This is a genomic window from Nocardia sp. NPDC057455 (assembly GCF_042802775.1).
Lineage (GTDB): Bacteria > Actinomycetota > Actinomycetes > Mycobacteriales > Mycobacteriaceae > Nocardia.
On sequence record NZ_JBHVDM010000121.1, the window covers coordinates 1 to 18,402 of the forward strand.

The following is an 18,402-nucleotide window of genomic DNA, read 5'->3' on the forward strand; positions in this document are numbered from 1 at the left end:
GCCGACATCTCGTGCACACGAAGTGGGTATGAGATGTCGGACGGGGAGGGGGTGGGGGAGTGAGCAGAAATCCCGCCCTTTGCCCAGCTCACGGAAGGGTTGGGGTGGTGGTTGAGAGCGCCGATAGGTAGCCGACGCGCACGCTACGCGGCTGCTACCTATCGGCTATTTTGTGGTGTGGTTTCGGTGCAGCCCTTCGCATTACCGGCACAGCAAGATCGACTGCCGACACCACGGGAAGGACCCTTCCTCGGCCGGATAGCGTGAGCCCGGCTCGATGGTTGTTCAAGGGCGCTCCTGCGTCGCGTCGGCTCCGCCGATGGCCTGGCGGCCACCCTTGAGCAACCCCCGCTCCGGACTCGTTTTGCTTGCGGAGGAAGGGGCCAGGGGAAAGGGGCAGGGGATGGAGCGCCGAGTTGTAGACCGGCTGTAGACACGAAGAAGCCCGGCCGAAATCTCGGCCGGGCTTCTGTCGGTTGGTCGGGTTACTCGGCAGGTGGGAGGTAGGCGACCAGTTCGTAGACACGGCCGTAGCCGCCGCCCTCGACCGGGCCGACGTAGACCAGCTGATCGAGGCGGCCGCCGATTGCGAATCCGCCGGCGCGAGCACGGCGCACGCCCCCGGCGATCGCGCGCTGCACATCCCGATCCAGCGGGAGAGACGGACGCGAATGACTCGATCCGCGCGGGCGCTCGGGCACTTGGCCACGAATAGGTGGCGCCGTGGCGACACACGCCGGAAACAGCCACCGCGACCCACTCGTTGTCGGATCGTGACAGTCGCAGAAACGGGAACCGGGATGCGTTTGTCCACAGCGTTTCGGGAAACCGTCCCTGAGCTTCGCGGGCGACTCGTCTCGGCGCGCGCGTTCGACACGCACGAGCGCGGGGTACTCCGACCGTGAGTGACCAACCAGCGGATTGGGCGATCTCGCACCTTCCGCTAACGCCGTGAGCCCCGCGCCGATAGTCCCCGTGTTCACAGGAAGAACCCATACACTCGTGTGGATCACTGAACGGCGAAGACGTCGTATGAGGTGGATCACCAGGGCATCGATCGTCTAACGGATGCGTTTCGCATCACACCTACGGTGCCGTAAGGTATGGCCGCAACGGTATCGGTCTACCTTGGGATGACCTGCACGACCGGAAGCACACACTGAAGGGTTCATACATGGCAAGGGATCTGACTCAACTCGAGCTTCTGACGGAGTTGGAGCCGGTTGCCGAAGAAAACGTCAACCGGCACCTCTCCCTGGCAAAGGAATGGCATCCGCACGACTACGTCCCGTGGGACGACGGCCGCAATTTCGCGGCACTCGGTGGCGTGGATTGGGATCCGGAGCAGTCCCGGCTCGGTGAGGTCGCGAAGGCGGCCATGATCACCAACCTGCTCACCGAGGACAACCTGCCCTCCTATCACCGGGAGATCGCCGAGAACTTCTCTCAGGATGGCGCGTGGGGTACCTGGGTGGGTCGCTGGACCGCCGAGGAGAACCGCCACGGCATCGTGATGCGGGACTACCTGGTAGTGACCCGCGGCGTGGATCCGGTCGCCCTCGAGGAAGCCAGGATGGTCCACATGACCAACGGCTTCGCCTCCCCTGCCGAAGCCGACGCAGGTTTCTTGCATTCCGTCGCGTACGTCACCTTCCAGGAACTGGCCACTCGGGTCAGCCATCGCAACACCGGCAGGGTCTGCGACGACCCGATCGCCGACCGCATGTTGCAGCGTGTCGCCGCCGACGAGAACCTGCACATGATCTTCTACCGCAACATGTGCGGCGCCGCCCTCGACCTGGCCCCTGACCAGGCCATCGAGGCGATCACCCTGATCCTGGAGAACTTCCAGATGCCGGGCGCCGGCATGCCCAACTTCCGCCGCAACGGTGTGCTGATGGCCAAGCACGGTATCTACGATCTGCGCCAGCACCTGGAGGAAGTCGTCCAGCCGGTGCTGAAGAAGTGGGACATCTTCGAGCGCACCGACTTCACCGCCCGCGGTGAGGCGGTCCGTGAGCGCCTCGGCCTGTTCCTGGAGAAGCTGGCCGGCGACGTCGTCAAGTTCGAGGAGCAGCGGGACCGGATGCTGGCCCGCGAGGCCGCCAAGCGCGACCGCCAGATGGCGGGCTCCTCCGTAGGCTGACCACACAGCGACAGCACTGCGCCGCCGCCCCGGAGTTCGCGGGCGGCGGCGATTCGACTGGTGCGGTGGCGCGCCGCGCGGCGACCCGCTCCGGCCGACTCACGTGCGGAAATGAGACACTGGTCGGCGTGACGATAGCTACCGAGGCGATGACGAAGCTGCGGATCGGGCCGTATCCGGTCGATCCGCCGGTCGTGCTCGCGCCGATGGCGGGCATCACGAATCTGGCGTTTCGCAAGTTGTGCCGGGAGTTCGGCAGCTCGACCTCGATCTACGTGTGCGAGATGATCACCGCGCGAGCGGTGGTCGAGCGTAACGAGAAGACGCTGCACATGATGTCGTTCGATGCCGACGAGCATCCCCGCTCGATGCAGCTCTACGGCGTCGACCCGGACACGCTCGGTGAAGCGGTGCGCATCATTGTCGGCGAGGGTTGGGCCGACCACATCGACCTCAACCTCGGCTGTCCCGTGCCCAAGGTCACCCGGCTCGGCGGCGGCGCCGCCCTGCCATACAAGCGGACGCTGTTCCGGCGCATCGTGCGTGCCATGGTGAACGCGGCCGAACCGGCGGGGGTCCCGGTGACCCTGAAGTTTCGCATCGGCATCGATGACGACCACCGCACCTATCTGGACGCCGGACGCATCGCCGAAGCCGAAGGCGCGCGGGCGGTCGCATTGCACGCGCGCACGGCCGCGCAGCGCTACTCCGGCCAGGCCGACTGGAGCGCGATCGCCCGGCTCAAGGAGGCGGTCACCTCGATTCCGGTGCTGGGCAACGGCGACATCTTCTCCGCAGCCGACGCGGTTCGCATGATGGACGAGACCGGCTGCGACGGCGTCGTGGTCGGTCGCGGCTGTCTGGGCAGGCCATGGCTGTTCGCCGAGCTGCAGGCGGCGCTGCGGGGCGAGCCGCTGCCCGAAGCTCCCGATCTGGGCCGGGTCGGCGCGGTGCTGTACCGGCACGGCTCGTTGTTGTCCGAGCATCTCGGAGAGGACAAGGCCATGCGTGACCTGCGCAAGCACATGGCCTGGTACCTGATGGGCTTCCCGGTCGGCGCCGACCTCCGTCGCGCCTTCGCCACCGTGGACAGCCTCGCTCGGCTGGAAGACCTTGTCGGGCAGCTCGATCCGACCGCGCCTTTCCCGAAGGACGCGGAGGGCCCGCGCGGCCGCCAGGGCTCTCCGGGGAAGGTGGCGCTGCCGCACGGCTGGCTGGACGACCCGGATGATCCCGCGGTGCCGCGCGCCGCGGATGTGATGCACAGTGGCGGGTGACGGCAACCGCACAGCGAACACCGTCGCCCAACAACGCTGTGACCTGTCCGTTTTCACGGTGGGGTGGCCCGCCGAGGCGGAATCGTTATCATTGCGGAATCGGTGCCGCCGGTCGAGTGTGACCTGAGCGGAAAAGCAGGACGAAAAGCGAGGTTCGTTGGTGGGTGACGATCGGCACGGGCGTTCGCCACGGCCCGGAGGTCGCGCCCCGTGGGAGCGGTATCCCGCGGCGGACAGCCCCGAAGCAGACGCCGCACGCACGTCTCGTCGTTCGCGCCATACCGACGCCACTCCAGATCAGAGTTCCGCACCCCTGACGGTCCAGGATCTCGTCCAGCGGGTCGACAACGAGCGCAGTGGCCGTCGAGGCCGTCGCGCGGAGGCAACTCCGCCGGATCCGGGCGCCGCACCCGGCCGAGGACGCCGCGCCGAGCCCGCCCCGGCTCCGGCACCCGGCCGCCGCGCGGAGCCCATCCCGCCGGACCCGGCTGCCGCACCCGGCCGAGGACGCCGTGGTGAGCCCACACCGCCGAACGCGGGCACTTCGCCGAACCGAGGACGCCGCCCAGAGCCGCTACCACCGCAGGCGGGCCACCCGACAGGACGGGGAAACCGCGCCGAGCCGCAACAGGAAGCTTCCCGGCACCCGGCCGATCCCCCAGCGAACCGTCCCCCGGCTCCCGCCAACGGCCGCGGCGCCGCAGCCGGTCCCCGGCGCGCCCCCGATGCACCGCCACCACGCCAGACGAGCAGCTCGCCGGTCGTCCAGGACATCACGGGCGCCACACCGGCCGCCCACCCCACGAACCGCCGCCCCGCCCAGCGCTCCGCGTCCGCCGCGCCTGTCGCGCGTCCGGAGCCGGAGCAGGCCGAAGAGGTCACCGACGTCCTTCCCCCGCTCGAAGAACAGACCCGCGCCAAGCGCAAGGGCGTGGGCTGGCCCACCAAGGACGGCAAGGACGCCAAACCGAAGACGGTCGGCACTTCCACGCAGACCCGTCTCCAGGCCTCCCGGGAGCGCCGCAACAAGCGTCTACGAGCCGCGGGACGGGCCGGGATGACGGTGAGCGCCGTGCTCGCGCTGCTGATCACCGGGGGCGGCTGGAGCTACCTGCGCAACACCAACAACAGTTTCACCCAGGTCTCCGCGCTGGACGACAATTCCGAAGACGTGGTCGACTCCAATGCCCAGCTCGGCGACGAGAACTACCTGCTAGTCGGGACCGACACCCGCGCGGGGGCCAACGGCCAGCTCGGCGCGGGAACTCTGGACGACGCCGAGGGCTCCCGCGCGGACACGACCATGCTCGTGCACATCCCGAAGGCCCGGAACCGGGTGGTGGTCGTATCCTTCCCGCGCGACCTGGACGTCACCAGGCCGCAGTGCAACGGGTGGGACACCCGCGACGGCAGCAACCCCGAATACACCAAAGAGACCTTCCCGTCCGCTATTGGCGACAAGCTCAATGCCGTCTACAACCTCGGCGGGCCGAAGTGTCTCGTGACGACGATCCAGCGACTGACAGGCAGCTCGATCAACCATTTCATCGCCATCGACTTCGCCGGCTTCGAGACGATGGTGAACCAGGTCGACGGCGTCGAGGTGTGCACCACCAAGCCGCTCGTCGATGACGTCCTCGGCACCGTGCTCGCGCAGCCGGGCAAACAACGCATCAACGGCGAGACCGCGCTGAATTACGTGCGTGCCAGGCACATCTACGGCGAAGAACGCAGCGACTACGACCGCATCAACCGGCAGCAGCGCTTCCTGGCATCGCTGCTACGCGGCGCGCTGTCGAGCCGGGTGCTTTTCGATCTGGGTAAGCTGAACGGCTTCATCGAAGCGTTCCGCAAGCACACTTTGGTCGACCACGTCGAATCCAGTGACTTGCTGATGCTGGGACGTTCGCTGCAGAAGGTCGACGCGGGCGCGGTCACGTTCATCACCGTCCCGACCGCGGGTACCACCTCATACGGCAACGAGATCCCCCGCGAATCCGACATCAAGGCGATCTTCAAGGCGATCCGCGACGACCAGCCCCTACCGGGCGAGAAGCCGACCGTCCAGGCGAACGCACCCGCTCCCACGCAGGCCGCACCGACACCGACCAAGTACCGGGCGGTGGATCCCTCCACCGTCTCGCTGCTGGTGTCCAACGGCTCCGGGATCGAAGGCCTGGCACGCACGGCCGCCACCAAACTCGGCAACCAGGGCTTCGCGATCTACAACACCGCGAATTACGCCAACGGCACTTCCGCGACGACGAAGGTCCGCTACGCCGCGGGCCTGGAAGCCGAGGCCGCCACCGTGGCCAGCGCGATTCCCGGCGCGACCATCGAGGCCGCCGACGATCTCGGCGGCATCGTCGAAGTCGTCATCGGAGGCGACTCGGCGAGTGGCGTAGTCGTGAAGGCGCCGACGCCGGTCGGTGACGAGATCGCCAACGTGGTGACGAGCACCCCGAAGGACTCGACGCCGACCGTACTGCCCTCGGACCTGGAACACGTCAACGCGGCCGAGGAGACCTGCGAGTAGCACCGGGTACGACGCGGTGAGATTGCGACGCAGATCACAAATCGTTGCGATCTCCCCGTTTCGCGCCCGGCAGGAGTGGCGGCTTCCGCTTGTTGACCCGTCAATAGCAACCGGCGCGCTAACGAAGCGCACCGGTCATTCACTCGGCGTTCGTGACTTGGTCAGCGTGGCGAACTAGTGTCAGGTTCCATGCGTGTCATCTACAACGAGCAAATGGCCGAGCTCGCCCACCTGCTGGGTGAGATGGCCGGCGTTGCCGGCTCGGCCATGGAGCGGGCGACCCAGGCGCTGCTCCAAGCGGACCTCGCTCTGGCGGAGCAGGTGATCGGTGAGTCCGACCGGATCGCCGAGCTGATCCAGGATGCCGAGGAGAAGGCCTTCGCTCTGCTCGCGCTGCAGGCTCCGGTGGCCGGAGATTTGCGGCAAGTGGTGAGCACGATCCAGATCGTCGCCGACGTGAATCGGATGGGCGCGCTCGCGCTGCACGTGGCCAAGGTCGCACGCAGGCGTCATCCGAACCACGCGCTACCGGAGGCCGTCAACGGCTACTTCGCCGAGATGGGTCGTATCGCGGTGAACATGGGCGCCGGTGCGCGAGAGGTGCTGGAGACCCGCGACCCCGAGCGCGCGGCGCAGCTGAACGAGGACGACGAGGCGATGGACGACCTGCATCGTCACCTCTTCACCCTGCTCATGGACCGGGAGTGGAAGTACGGCGTAGCCGCCGCCGTCGACGTCACACTGCTCGGCCGCTACTACGAGCGCTTCGCCGACCACGCCGTCGAAATCGGCCGGCGGGTCATCTTCCTGGTGACCGGCGTCCTCCCCCCTGACCCGGATGCCGAAGGGTAACCGAAAGGCTTGCCGGGCTTGACGTTTCGCGGGCGGTAAATGATAGATTTAGCCGCGCGGGGCGGGATTGCTCCGGTATAGCGTTACGCCGGAGGGGATCCGGTATGAAGGGGGGCGTCATGAACGTCGATCCAGCAGAGCTGCGCGCGTTGGCCGCGTCGATGGATCAAATCAGCGGCAATATCGGCGACTTGTCTGTGCGTACCACCACAGACGCGCTCGGTAATGTGCTGCCCGGTTCGGCATTGAGCGAAGTGTGCTCGGCTGCGGGCACGAATGTCGAAGACGCGTGGCGGCGAATGGCCATGCGGTGTAAACGGATTTCCAACATCGCCAAAGGCGGCGCCGCGAACTACGAAGTGTCCGACCAGCAGTTTCGCGATGGCCTCGACGCGATGGGCGCGCACCTGTGAGGACGACTGATGCGGCGCCTACCCTGAGTCAGGTGCGGTCGGAATGGCAACCGTGGAAACTGGGCGAAGCCGGAGCGGAAATACGAACGCGTAATAGCGAATTCGTCATCTTGATCGATGAAACGGTGACGCAGATTCGTGCGGCGGGTGCGCATTGGAGCGGCGATGCCTATTACGCGGCCTACGACCGGATAGCCGGCGACCGCGACGCGGCGAACAAAGTCGCGCTGGATACCGAGGACCTCGCGCAGACATTGATCGACAGCGGCACCACCCTGGCCGGGTTCCGCCAAGCTTTGCTGGACAAGGTCGATCAGGCCGTGGCGGCCGGATTCACCGTCTCCGAGGACTGGCAGGTCACTCCCGGGCCGGACGCCGCGGACGACGACGGCGACTCGCAGTTCACCCATCAGACCGCCATCACCACGGCACTGAACGAACTGGTCGGCACCCAATCGGACATCGCCACCAAGATCGAGCAGGCCGGCGGGAATGTGCGTGCCCGCAGTGACCAGCTCGGTGACGGCGACCCGCTCGACAGCGGAGAGCAGACGGATCCCATGCTCGCGGTGTACAGCCAGCAGTCCGATACCGCGAACACAGACGAGGACCCGACCGACCCTGCCACCACTCCTGCGGGCACACCGCAGGCGAATCCGATCGCCGATGAGCAGTCCACCGGCGAAGACGAGACCGATAAGTCGAAGTCGGGTGACGACAAAACCGGCGACAGCGGCGATAAAACCGGCGACAAGACCGGCGACAGCGGCGACAAGACCGGCGACAGCGGCGACAAGACCGGCGACAAGACCGGCGACAGCGGCGACAAGACCGGCGACAAGTCCGAAAAGGGTGACGACTCCAAGTCGTCCGGGTCCACCGGCCCCGCCAGCGACCCGAATTCCTGGACACCCTCGGATGTGACGAGTCTTATCACCGCGGTGGGCGGGATCACCGGAGATATGCCGACGTTGATCGAGTCCGTCGGCAAGCTCGACGACGATCTCGACGACATCATCAAGGCGGGTGGCGATGCCGGAAAGGGCCTGATCGACTCCGCGGGCACGGCAGCGGAGAAATTCGCGAACGCCGCCGACACGGTGATCACCAGCGTCGATCAGGCGGCAGACGGCACGTCCACCGATTCCCCGTCCGCGGGTAAGCCCGCCGAAGACGGCACCCCCGCACCGGACAAAGCCTCCACCGATTCCACGACGGGCAAACCCTCCGAAGCCGATCCGGACGCGAAAGCCGACGATTCGAAGACGGACGATCCGACATCGAAGACCGACGACAGCAAGACTGACGACAGCAAGACCGAAAAGCCGGACCCGGCGCAGGGCACCGAATCGAAGCCGGAACAACAACCGGCGTCCGTCCGGCAGGCGAGCTACACCGGCGCCGAACCCACCGCCCCCAGCAGCAGCCCTTCCGCCCCCAGCTCACCGTCGACCGCGCCCGCGAGTACCGGTTTGCTGGGAGGCCACATGGCGAACCGGCAATCGGATTCGGAACACACCCGTCGTGTAGAGGCGACGCCGACGCCGCTGTTCGAGACCCCACCCCAGGACCAGTAGCTCAACATTTCCTGTTTCGAACAGCGGAAAAGCCCTGGGTAGCCGACACGCTACTCAGGGCCTTCCTGTGCTCGTGCCGCGTCGATCGCGGCCCGTTCGGCGACCGGATCAGCCGAAACGGCCGGAGATGTAGTCTTCCGTGGCCTTCTGCGACGGGTTGGAGAAGATCTTCTCCGTGTCGTCGATCTCGATCAGCTTGCCCGGCCTACCCTGGGCCTCCAGGTTGAAGAAGCCGGTCTGATCACTCACACGCGCGGCCTGCTGCATGTTGTGGGTGACGATGACGATGGTGAATTCCTTCTTCAGCTCGGTGATCAGGTCCTCGATTGCCAAGGTGGAGATCGGGTCGAGCGCCGAGCAGGGCTCGTCCATGAGCAGGACGTCGGGCGAGACCGCGATGGCACGCGCGATGCACAGACGCTGCTGCTGACCGCCGGAGAGGCCGCCGCCCGGCTTGTCCAGGCGGTCCTTCACCTCGTTCCACAGGTTGGCGCCACGCAGCGAGCGCTCCGCCACCTCGTCGAGTTCCTTCTTGCTACGCACCCCTTGCAGCTTCAGACCCGCGACCACGTTGTCCTTGATGGACATGGTGGGGAACGGGTTGGGCCGCTGGAAGACCATGCCGATCGTGCGACGCACGCCCACCGGGTCGACCTGGGTACCGTAGATGTCCTCGCCGTCCAGCAGCACCGCGCCCTCGACCCTGGCATTCGGGGTTACCTCGTGCATGCGGTTGAGCGAACGCAGCACGGTGGACTTGCCACAGCCCGAGGGACCGATGAAGGCGGTCACACTGCGCGGCAGCACGGTCAGCGAGACATCGGACACGGCATGGAACTTGCCGTAGTAGATGTTCAGATCTTTGACGTCGATCCGCTTGGCCATTGTCGGTAATCCGTTCCGCTTCTATCGGTTCCGGGTGAGCAGGCGGTTGAGGACCGCAGCCGCGAGGTACAGGAAGGCGATGATGATGATGAGGGTCAAAGCCGCGCCCCAGACCCGCTCGCGCCCGGCAGCTTCGGGGTTGGCCAGCTCCTGGTAGATCAACAGCGGCAGCGACGCCATGTTGCCGTCGAAGATGTTCATGTTGATCGACTTGCTGTAACCGACCAGCACCAGCACGGGAGCGGTCTCGCCCATCACCCTGGCGATGGCGAGCAGGATGCCGCTGATCATGCCGGGAAGCGCGGTCGGGACCACGATTCGCACGATGGTCTTCCACTTCGGGATACCCAGCGCGTAGGAGGCCTCGCGTAGTTCGTCGGGCACCAGCTTGAGCATTTCCTCGGTGCTGCGGACGACCACCGGCAGCATCAGCAGCACCAACGCCAGCGAGACCGCGAGCGAGCTCTGCGGGAACCCGAGCGTCGCGATCCACAGCGCGAAGATGAACAGCGCCGCGACGATCGATGGCACGCCGGCCAGGATGTCGACCATGAAGGTCGTGGTCTTCGCCAGCACGCCGCGGCCGTACTCGACCAGATACACCGCGGCCATGATGCCGAGCGGTACGGCGATCACCGTCGCGACCAGCGATTGGGCGATGGTGCCGTAGATGGCGTGGTAGACGCCGCCCGCGACCTGATTGGGCAGCACGCCCTTCAGCGAGTTCTGCCACCAGGCGGCCCGGACCACGGCGCCGAAGCCCTTGGTGATCACCATGAGCAGGACCCAGGCCAGCGGCACGAGGGCGATGCCGAACGCCAGCCAGACCAAGCCGGTCGCGAGGTTGTTGCGTATCCGACGTGACAGGCTCACGTCCCGGAAGGTGGGCGGCTTGATCGGCCGATCCAGAGTCGAGGTGGTCATCACCCGTTCACCCTTCCGCCCGCGGCGAGTCGAGCCAGCGCATTCACGACGAAGGTCAGCGCGAACAGCACGAAGCCTGCCGCGATGTACGCGCCGGTCGGCAGCGGGGCGCTGAACTCCGCCGCGGCCGAGGCGATTTTGGAGGCGAAGGTATAGCCGCCGTCGAACACCGACCACTGTCCCGGCTGCGCGGCCGTCTTCAGCACGATCAGCACGGCGATCGTCTCGCCGAGCGCGCGGCCGAGGCCGAGCATGGCGCCCGCGATCATGCCGCTGCGGCCGTAGGGCAGCACCGTCATCCGCACGACTTCCCATTTCGTCGCGCCGAGCGCCTGCGCCGCCTCGATGTGCGCGCGCGGTGTGAGATTGAACACCTCACGGCTGACCGACGTGATGATCGGCAGGATCATCACCGCGAGCACGACGCCCGCGGTGAAGATCGTGCCGCCGCTGGCGAGCGGGATGTTGCCGTCGGAGAACAGGAACAGCCATCCGAGGTTGTCGTTCAAGAAGGTCTGGATCGGCTCCAGTTGCGGAGCGAGCACCAGGATTCCCCACAGACCGAACACGATCGAGGGCACCGCCGCGAGCAGATCGACGACAACCGAGAACGGCCGCGCCAGCGTCTTCGGCGCGTAGTGCGTCAAGAACAGCGCGATGCCGATGCCGATCGGAACGGCGAGCACCAGTGCGAAGATCGAACTCAGCACCGTCACCATGAACAGGTCCCGGATGCCGAACCGCAGGTGGTTGGCGTCCGAGGTGTTGAAGTCGGTGCTGGTGAAGAAGTTCGCCTCGTTCGCCAGCACCGACGGCACCGCTCGGATGAGCAGGAACAGTGCGATCAGCGCGATGGCGGCGACGATGATCGCACCGGCCGTCGTCGCCAGGGAGCGGAAGACGATCTCCGCTCGCTGGCTGTGCGGGCGGGCCCTCTTCGCGGCCGGATCGGTGCTCGGCTTGCTCGGCATGAGCGCAGTATCTCCGCCTGCTCGCTGGTCGGTCGAATCCGACGGACCAGCGGCGGCAACCTCGTCGTGCACGGTCATGTGGGGACTGCTATCAGGAGATGGCGTTGATGGCGGTGGTCAGCTTGGTCTTGAACTGCTCCGGGATCGGGATGTACCCGGCCTCGTCCAAGCCTTGCTGGCCATTGGTGACCGCCGAGGTGAGGAAGGCCTTGACCGCCTTCGCCGTACCTGCGTCGGAGTACTTCGAGCACACGATCTCGTAGGTCGGCATCACGATCGGGTACGCGCCCGTCACCGACGGCTTGTAGAACGAGGAGGTGTCGATGACCAGGTCGTTGCCCTGGCCGGAGATCTTCGCGGACTCGATCGCCTTGCCCGCCGAGGCGACGCTGAGCGTCACCGGGTCCTTGCTCGCCGAGGTGATGATGCGCGCGATCGACAGGTTCTGCGCCTTCGCGAAGGACCACTCGTTGTAGGTGATCGAGTTCTTCGTGGTCTTCACCGCGCCGGAGGTGCCCTCGTTACCCTTCGAGCCGGCGCCGACGCCACCGTTGAAGGCCTTGCCCGCGCCCTTGCCCCAGGCGCCGTCGGAGGCGGAGTCCAAGTAGAGCTGGAAGTTGTCGGTGGTGCCCGACTCGTCGCTACGGAAGATCACGGCGATCGGCTCGGACGGCAGCTTGGCGTTCGGGTTCAGCGCCTTGATCTCGGGAGCGTCCCAGGTGGTCACGGTGCCGTTGAAAACCTTGGCGGCGGTCGGGCCGTCCAGCACCAGATCGGCTACGCCGTCGATGTTGTAGGTGATCGCGACCGGGCCGAACACGGTCGGCAAGTTCCACGCGGGCGAGGCGCAGCGGTCGGCGGCCTTCTTCGGCTCGTCCTTCTTCGCGCTCAGCGGGGAGTCGGAGCCACCGAAATCGGTCTGGCCACCGAGGAATTCGCTCACACCGGCACCGGAGCCGCTGGAGGTGTAGTTGAGCGTGCTGCCGTCGCAGTTCTTCTCGTACGCGGCGATGAAGCGCTCCATCGCGTTCTTCTGCGCGGAGGAGCCGCTGGCCTTGAGGGCTTCCTTGCCGCCACAGGCGACGTCGACCTTGGCCACGTTGCTCGTGTCGCTCGCGGTGTTGTCGTCGCTGCCACAGGCGGCCAGCGTCATGGCGCCGACGGCCAGCACACCGACGAGTGCGCTGCTGCGCTTGAAATTCACTATTCCTCCGGAATGGCGTCCAACTCGTCCGGTCCCTCACCGGCCCGGACGGGTGCGGTGGTGCTGTTCGCGGGGAACTTGCGCACCAGGCAGCAGTGTGCTGCCCTCACCCAACCTAAAGTCACGTGGTTGACAGTTGGACCGACCTGAGTGAACGGAGAGTGAACAGCCCGGCGCGATTGCACCCGGTAGATGTGACGTTTGCCCCAGTTTTACTCGCGGACACCCGTTCTGCCGCCTGTTATTCAGCATCGGCCGCGGCGTAGGCGACGTCCACATGTGCCGGAGCGAATCCCAAACGGGTATACGTACGCACCGCGGCGACATTGTCGGCCTCGGTGTAGAGCAATACCTCGGCCAACCCGCGGTCCCGCAGGTGACGCAATCCGGCCAGGGTGAGCAGCCGACCCAGACCGCGCCCCTGCGCCGCCGGGTCGATACCGACCACGTAGACCTCTCCGAGCGGCGGATTCTCCGCGTGATGCACCTTGGTCCAGTGGAATCCGAGCAGCCGGCCCGGGGCGGTCGCGTCGAATGCCAGGAACAGGCCCGCCGGATCGAACCAGGCCTCGGCGCGGCGGAGTTCGATGTCGTGCCGGGTCCACCCGCCCTGTTCGGGATGCCAGGCGAAGGCGGCGCCGTTCACCCGCAGCAATTCGGCGTCGTCGGCCGGACCCGCATAGGTGCGCAACACGATGTCGTCCGGCACGCCCAATTCCGGTAGCTCCGGAGTTGCCAGCGACCGCCGCATCTGCCACAGCTCACGCGCGGTCCGCAATCCGAGCCGCGCCGCGACGGCTTTGGCCGCTGGTCGGTCGCCGTGCGCCCAGACCCGCGCGCCCGGGCCGCCCGCGGCCAGAGCGCCCGTGACCAGACCGGTACCAACGCCGTGACCGCGCTGGGACGGGTCGACCGCGACCTCGGCCATCGCGGGATGTTCGCCATGCGCGGGAACGAGATTGGCGTAGCCCGCGACCGCGCCGTCACGCCACGCGAGCAGATGACGCGCTCCGGTGTGGTCGCCGGAGGTCAGCGACAGCACGGCCTGTTCAGAGACCGGCGCGACCCCGTCGGCCGCTTTGGCGCGCTCCAGCAGTTCGCTGATCTCCTGCGCCGCCTCCGCATCGGGACGATCGGTCCACTGTGTCCTCATGCCGCTCATCGGCCTCCGTTCATTCAGCCCAGCGGACTCGGCTCGCAGTCCGCTCCTGGCAACGTCATGGGGATCGGCGGCATTTCGGAGATCGATACGCGAGCCGCCGGGAATTACGGCGCGGAACCGTTGACCGGCGCGAGCGGGGAGTCGTCGGTGCCCTCGTTGTCGCCTTCCGGGAAGTTCACCGGCTCGCCCTTGGCCGCCGCGCGCGACGGGCGCACGGCCTTGTATCCGACATTGCGCACCGTGCCGATCAGCGACTCGTATTCGGTGCCGAGCTTGGCGCGCAGCCGCCGCACGTGCACGTCCACGGTGCGGGTGCCGCCGAAGAAGTCGTAGCCCCACACCTCCTGCAACAGCTGCGCGCGGGTGAACACCCGGCCCGCGTGCTGCGCGAGGTACTTCAGCAGCTCGAACTCCTTGTAGGTGAGGTCGAGCGGGCGGCCACGCAACCGTGCCGTGTAGGTGCCCTCGTCGATCACCAGCTCACCCAGAGTGATCTTGCCGGTGTTCTCCGGGCTGGCGACGCCGCCGTTGCGCCCGACCAGCAGCCGCAATCTGGCGTCGAGCTCGGCGGGGCCGGTGCCGGGCAGCAGGATGTCGTCGAGCCCCCAGTCCGCGTTCACCGCGACCAGGCCGCCCTCGGTGAGCACCGCGACGACCGGCACCGAGGACCCGGTGCTGCCGAGCAGCCTGCACAGACCGCGGGCAGCGGCCAAGTCGGTTCTGGCGTCCACCAGCGCGACGTCCGCGGTGCCTGCCTCGAGCAGTGAGGCCACCTCCGTGGGCGCGGGGCGCACGTTGTGCGCGAGCAACGCAAGCGAGGGCAACACCGACTCGGGGTTGGGGTCGGAGGTAAGCAGGAGCAGCTCCACAGGCCCTCCTCCCATCTCGTAGCCACGCGGATGCGGCAGCACCGCCGCGGCCGCGTCGCTAATCACAGGTAATCGGATGCAAGATTAGCGCGTAACAAGGCATGACCACGCATTCCGGGGTCCGCGATCGCACCGGAGGACACCCGCGAGCCCGGCTCGGGCCAACCGATATGGTGCGTACATGGGTTACCTACCGGGCAGGCCCGCCACCGGCGGGGCTCCCGAGGCGGCAGCAGAACGCGCGCCGCGCGGCTCCCGGCCGCCGCGGCCCGAGACCCGGAGAGACGGGGGAGCATGCGCAAGCTGATCATCGGCCTGCTGTGTCTGGCGGGCTTCGCCGTCGTCGTCGACTTCAGCACCGCGGCCTATTCGGAGTATCGCGTGTCCCGTGCGCTGCGCGAAGGCGCCGATCTCACCGCCGATCCCGAGGTGACGATTCACGGTTTCCCCTTTCTCGGCCAGGCCTGGGACAGCCGCTACGACCACGTCGAGATCCGGGCGCGCGCGAAGCGCGAGGACATCCCCGGCGAAACCGCGCTGGAGGCGACGCTGACCGGAGTGCGGCTTCCGGTCGGTGAACTCGTCGACGGCAGCCTGCGCGGTGTCCCCGTGGAGCGAGTGGACAGCAGGTTGCGGGTGGAGCCGACCGAACTCGGCAGGTTGTTCACCATCCCCGATCTGCAGGTGCATTCCCGGCCCGCGGACAAGTCCGACGGGACCGGCGGATCGGGCGGTTCCGGCATGACCACCACCGGCGCGCTGGTACTCACCGGCACCATGCCGGAGACGCCCGGCGCGCTGTACAGCGGCGAAAAAGTCAGCGTGCAGGCTGATCTGTCGCTCGACGGCGATCAGGTGAAGATCGTGGCGACGGGCTTCTATCGCGGCCCGTCCGGCACCGAGACCATGCCTGTGGCGGTGATCACCGAGGCCGATCGTCCCGCGGTCCTGGCCCGGTTCACCCGTACCATCGACACCAAGGAGTTGCCGTTCGGTGTCCGGCCCACCAAGGTCTCCGCCCAGGGCGGTCAGATCGTCGTGGAGGGCAAGGGCGTGAACGTCACGATCGACCTCGACCGATTGCAGCGACCATGATCCAAATCACCATTCTGGCAGTCGTACTGCTCGCCGCGCTGGTGGTGGGCGTCCTGCTGCGCCGCCGCGAAGGCAAGATCCGCGCGGCCGACGGCATCGACCTGTCCGACTCCGCTCGCGCGGAACTGCTGGCAGCCGTCGGCGTCACCGGCGCCGGTCCGGCGGTCCTGCACTTCTCGGCCGAGTGGTGCGGACCGTGCGACGCGGTTCGCCGGGTGGTTGCCAACGTCACCGACCAGCTCGCGGGCTCGCCGCAGCCGCCGCAGGACATCGAGGTGGACATCGACGCCGAGCCCGCGCTCGCGCGGGAGTTGAACGTGCTGTCGCTGCCCACCACGTTCGTCTTCGACATCAAGGGCAGGGAGCGGTTCCGCATTTCCGGCGTGCCCAAGGCCACCGATCTGCAGTCCGCGCTCGAGCCGCTGACCGCAGCCGCCTGAACTGCGACGACAAGTCCCCTGGACGGATGTGATCCACCCCGGGTCCAATTCCCCCGCCGAATTGGGTAAACTGCTGACGTGCTTTCCAACCACGAGCTGATGCTCACCCGACGCCGCACAGTGGATCTGTGTCGGCTCGGTGGTTGTTGCTGCCTGTGCCGCTGATCGGTCGGCTTCCCCGGATTTCCTGACGCCGACCCCTGTCCGCCGTGCGAGTGATCTCACGATCCCCCGGCGAATTGGCAAATCTCCAGTCATCGGACTTATTCAGCGCAGGAGTACGCACAATGTCCACCGAGATCCGTAACAGTTCCGGAACGCTACCCGCTACCTCAGACCAGGTCGATGTTCGCGGACCGCGTTTCGCCGCATGGGTGACCACCGGGGTCCTCGTCGTCGTCCTGCTCGCCGCCGCGTTCTCGTCCGGCGCCGCCGCGGCCCTGATCGCCCTGCAAGCGGTCGTCTTCGCGGTCGGCGCGGCCCTCGGCCCGCGCCGCCACCCGTACGGCCGGATCTACGCGGCCTTCGTCGCGCCGCGCCTGGCGCCGACCAGCGAGACCGAGCCGACGGCGCCGCTGCGGTTCGCACAGCTGCTCGGTTTCGTCTTCGCGGCCGTCAGCCTGCTGGGCTTCGCGCTCGGCTCCACAGTCGTCGGCGCGGTGTTCGCCGGCTTTGCCCTGTTCGCGGCGTTCCTGAACGCGGCGTTCGGGATCTGCCTGGGTTGCCAGATCTACCCGCTGGTCGCCCGCCTCCGCCGGAGCCCGTCACCGGCATCGAACTGACCCTGCACGTCATCTCTGAAAGGAAAACAATGGCTCGCTCCGATGTCCTGGTCTCCGTTGACTGGGCCGAAGAGAACCTCAACGCCCCCGGCGTCGTCTTCGTCGAGGTCGACGAGGACACCTCCGCCTACGACGGTGGGCACATCGAGGGTGCCGTCCGGCTCGACTGGAAGAAGGACCTGCAGGATCAGGTTCGTCGCGACTTCGTGAACCAGGAGCAGTTCTCCGACCTGCTCTCGGCCCGCGGCATCTCGAACGACGACGAGGTCATCCTGTACGGCGGCAACAACAACTGGTTCGCCGCGTACGCCTACTGGTACTTCAAGCTGTACGGCCACAACAACGTCAAGCTGCTCGACGGTGGCCGTAAGAAGTGGGAGCTCGACGGCCGTCCACTGTCCACCGCGCCCGCGAACCGGCCCGCCACCCAGTACAAGGCGTCGGCGCCCGACCTGTCCATCCGCGCCTTCCGCGACGAGGTCATCGCGGCCATCGGCACCAAGAACCTGGTCGACGTGCGTTCGCCCGACGAGTTCACCGGCAAGATCCTGGCGCCCGCCCACCTGCCGCAGGAGCAGAGCCAGCGTCCGGGCCACATCCCCAGTGCCATCAACGTGCCGTGGAGCAAGGCCGCGAACGAGGACGGCACCTTCAAGTCCGATGCCGAGCTGACCGAGATCTACAAGGAAGCCGGCCTGGACGGCGAGAAGGAGACCATCGCGTACTGCCGGATCGGCGAGCGCTCCTCGCACACCTGGTTCGTGCTGCAGGAACTGCTCGGCCACCAGAACGTCAAGAACTACGACGGGAGCTGGACCGAGTACGGCTCCCTCGTCGGCGCCCCGATCGAGTTGGGAGAGTAATAGACATGTGTGCAGCACCTACTCAGGGTCAGGCCATCCCGGCCGGTGTCGACGTGGAGAAGGAGACGGTCATCACCGGCCGTGTCCTGAGCGCCGACGGCCAGCCGGTGGGCGGGGCGTTCGTGCGCCTGCTCGATGGCAAAGGTGATTTCACCGCCGAGGTCGTCGCGTCGGGCACCGGTGACTTCCGGTTCTTCGCGGCTCCCGGCTCCTGGACCGTCCGTGCGCTCTCCTCGGCGGGCAACGGCTCGGCCGAGGTGCGCCCCGAAGGCGCGGGCATCCACTCGGTCGACGTCGCGGTCGCCAAGTAAGACGCGGTACCGATCCAACGGCCCCGGTCGCTTTCCGCTCCGCGGAAGCACCGGGGCCGTTTGCGTGCCGCGACTAGGGAGTCGTTAGACTCCCA

General features: G+C 67.1%; 18 protein-coding genes. 11 read left to right on the top strand and 7 right to left on the bottom strand.

The annotated features are described in order from the left end of the window. Positions 1 to 485: 485 nt before the first annotated feature. Complete coding sequence (locus tag ACFU5M_RS31220; protein ID WP_379054599.1) at positions 486 to 641, bottom strand: hypothetical protein; 156 nt, start codon at positions 639 to 641, stop codon at positions 486 to 488. Between the two features lie 533 nt (positions 642 to 1,174). On the opposite strand from ACFU5M_RS31220, the gene ACFU5M_RS31225 reads away from it, so the two are divergent. The 6 genes from ACFU5M_RS31225 (at position 1,175) to ACFU5M_RS31250 (ending at position 8,801) form a co-directional block, all read left to right on the top strand. Further along, positions 1,175 to 2,146: an acyl-ACP desaturase gene (locus ACFU5M_RS31225; RefSeq protein ID WP_379054601.1), complete on the top strand. Its 972-nt coding sequence runs from the start codon at positions 1,175 to 1,177 to the stop codon at positions 2,144 to 2,146. Between the two features lie 149 nt (positions 2,147 to 2,295). Continuing rightward, positions 2,296 to 3,423 (top strand): tRNA dihydrouridine synthase DusB, encoded by a 1,128-nt coding sequence (gene dusB, locus ACFU5M_RS31230; protein WP_379054632.1) that lies wholly within the window; start codon positions 2,296 to 2,298, stop codon positions 3,421 to 3,423. Positions 3,424 to 3,583: 160 nt separating this feature from the next. Next, complete coding sequence (locus ACFU5M_RS31235) at positions 3,584 to 5,959, top strand: LCP family protein (RefSeq protein WP_379054603.1); 2,376 nt, start codon at positions 3,584 to 3,586, stop codon at positions 5,957 to 5,959. A 189-nt stretch (positions 5,960 to 6,148) separates the two neighbouring features. After that, positions 6,149 to 6,811: a phosphate signaling complex protein PhoU gene (gene phoU, locus ACFU5M_RS31240; protein WP_063053652.1), complete on the top strand. Its 663-nt coding sequence runs from the start codon at positions 6,149 to 6,151 to the stop codon at positions 6,809 to 6,811. Positions 6,812 to 6,930: 119 nt separating this feature from the next. Next, positions 6,931 to 7,224 carry a hypothetical protein gene (locus tag ACFU5M_RS31245; protein WP_379054606.1) on the top strand — a complete coding sequence of 98 codons (294 nt, stop codon included), beginning with the start codon at positions 6,931 to 6,933 and terminating at the stop codon, positions 7,222 to 7,224. A gap of 32 nt (positions 7,225 to 7,256) precedes the next feature. After that, a complete protein-coding gene (locus tag ACFU5M_RS31250; RefSeq protein WP_379054608.1) occupies positions 7,257 to 8,801 on the top strand; it encodes a hypothetical protein in 1,545 nt (514 codons plus the stop codon). Positions 8,802 to 8,909: 108 nt separating this feature from the next. Here the strand turns inward: ACFU5M_RS31250 and pstB are convergent, their stop codons facing one another. From pstB to ACFU5M_RS31280, 6 genes are all read right to left on the bottom strand, one after another. Beyond that, complete coding sequence (gene pstB, locus ACFU5M_RS31255; protein ID WP_379054610.1) at positions 8,910 to 9,686, bottom strand: phosphate ABC transporter ATP-binding protein PstB; 777 nt, start codon at positions 9,684 to 9,686, stop codon at positions 8,910 to 8,912. A gap of 21 nt (positions 9,687 to 9,707) precedes the next feature. After that, complete coding sequence (gene pstA / locus ACFU5M_RS31260; RefSeq protein WP_379054612.1) at positions 9,708 to 10,610, bottom strand: phosphate ABC transporter permease PstA; 903 nt, start codon at positions 10,608 to 10,610, stop codon at positions 9,708 to 9,710. Beyond that, a complete protein-coding gene (gene pstC / locus ACFU5M_RS31265) occupies positions 10,610 to 11,581 on the bottom strand; it encodes a phosphate ABC transporter permease subunit PstC (RefSeq protein WP_379054614.1) in 972 nt (323 codons plus the stop codon). Before pstC ends, pstA begins: the two co-directional genes overlap by 1 nt. A 91-nt stretch (positions 11,582 to 11,672) precedes the next feature. Next, positions 11,673 to 12,785, bottom strand: a complete 1,113-nt coding sequence (pstS, locus tag ACFU5M_RS31270) for a phosphate ABC transporter substrate-binding protein PstS (RefSeq protein WP_379054616.1) — start codon at positions 12,783 to 12,785, stop codon at positions 11,673 to 11,675. A 241-nt stretch (positions 12,786 to 13,026) separates the two neighbouring features. Further along, positions 13,027 to 13,938, bottom strand: a complete 912-nt coding sequence (mshD, locus tag ACFU5M_RS31275) for a mycothiol synthase (protein WP_379054618.1) — start codon at positions 13,936 to 13,938, stop codon at positions 13,027 to 13,029. A 113-nt stretch (positions 13,939 to 14,051) separates the two neighbouring features. Further along, the gene (locus tag ACFU5M_RS31280; RefSeq protein ID WP_379054620.1) at positions 14,052 to 14,816 is read right to left on the bottom strand and encodes a winged-helix domain-containing protein; all 765 of its coding nucleotides are present in this window, start codon (positions 14,814 to 14,816) and stop codon (positions 14,052 to 14,054) included. 294 nt (positions 14,817 to 15,110) lie between these two features. On the opposite strand from ACFU5M_RS31280, the gene ACFU5M_RS31285 reads away from it, so the two are divergent. From ACFU5M_RS31285 to ACFU5M_RS31305, 5 genes are all read left to right on the top strand, one after another. Next, complete coding sequence (locus ACFU5M_RS31285) at positions 15,111 to 15,911, top strand: LmeA family phospholipid-binding protein (protein ID WP_379054622.1); 801 nt, start codon at positions 15,111 to 15,113, stop codon at positions 15,909 to 15,911. Beyond that, the gene (locus ACFU5M_RS31290; RefSeq protein WP_379054624.1) at positions 15,908 to 16,351 is read left to right on the top strand and encodes a thioredoxin family protein; all 444 of its coding nucleotides are present in this window, start codon (positions 15,908 to 15,910) and stop codon (positions 16,349 to 16,351) included. The genes ACFU5M_RS31285 and ACFU5M_RS31290 overlap by 4 nt, the downstream gene beginning before the upstream one ends. A gap of 287 nt (positions 16,352 to 16,638) precedes the next feature. Further along, positions 16,639 to 17,133: a DUF4395 domain-containing protein gene (locus ACFU5M_RS31295; RefSeq protein WP_379054626.1), complete on the top strand. Its 495-nt coding sequence runs from the start codon at positions 16,639 to 16,641 to the stop codon at positions 17,131 to 17,133. A gap of 29 nt (positions 17,134 to 17,162) precedes the next feature. Continuing rightward, the gene (locus ACFU5M_RS31300) at positions 17,163 to 17,996 is read left to right on the top strand and encodes a sulfurtransferase (protein ID WP_379054628.1); all 834 of its coding nucleotides are present in this window, start codon (positions 17,163 to 17,165) and stop codon (positions 17,994 to 17,996) included. Between the two features lie 5 nt (positions 17,997 to 18,001). Next, the gene (locus tag ACFU5M_RS31305; protein ID WP_379054630.1) at positions 18,002 to 18,307 is read left to right on the top strand and encodes a DUF1416 domain-containing protein; all 306 of its coding nucleotides are present in this window, start codon (positions 18,002 to 18,004) and stop codon (positions 18,305 to 18,307) included. Positions 18,308 to 18,402: the final 95 nt, after the last annotated feature.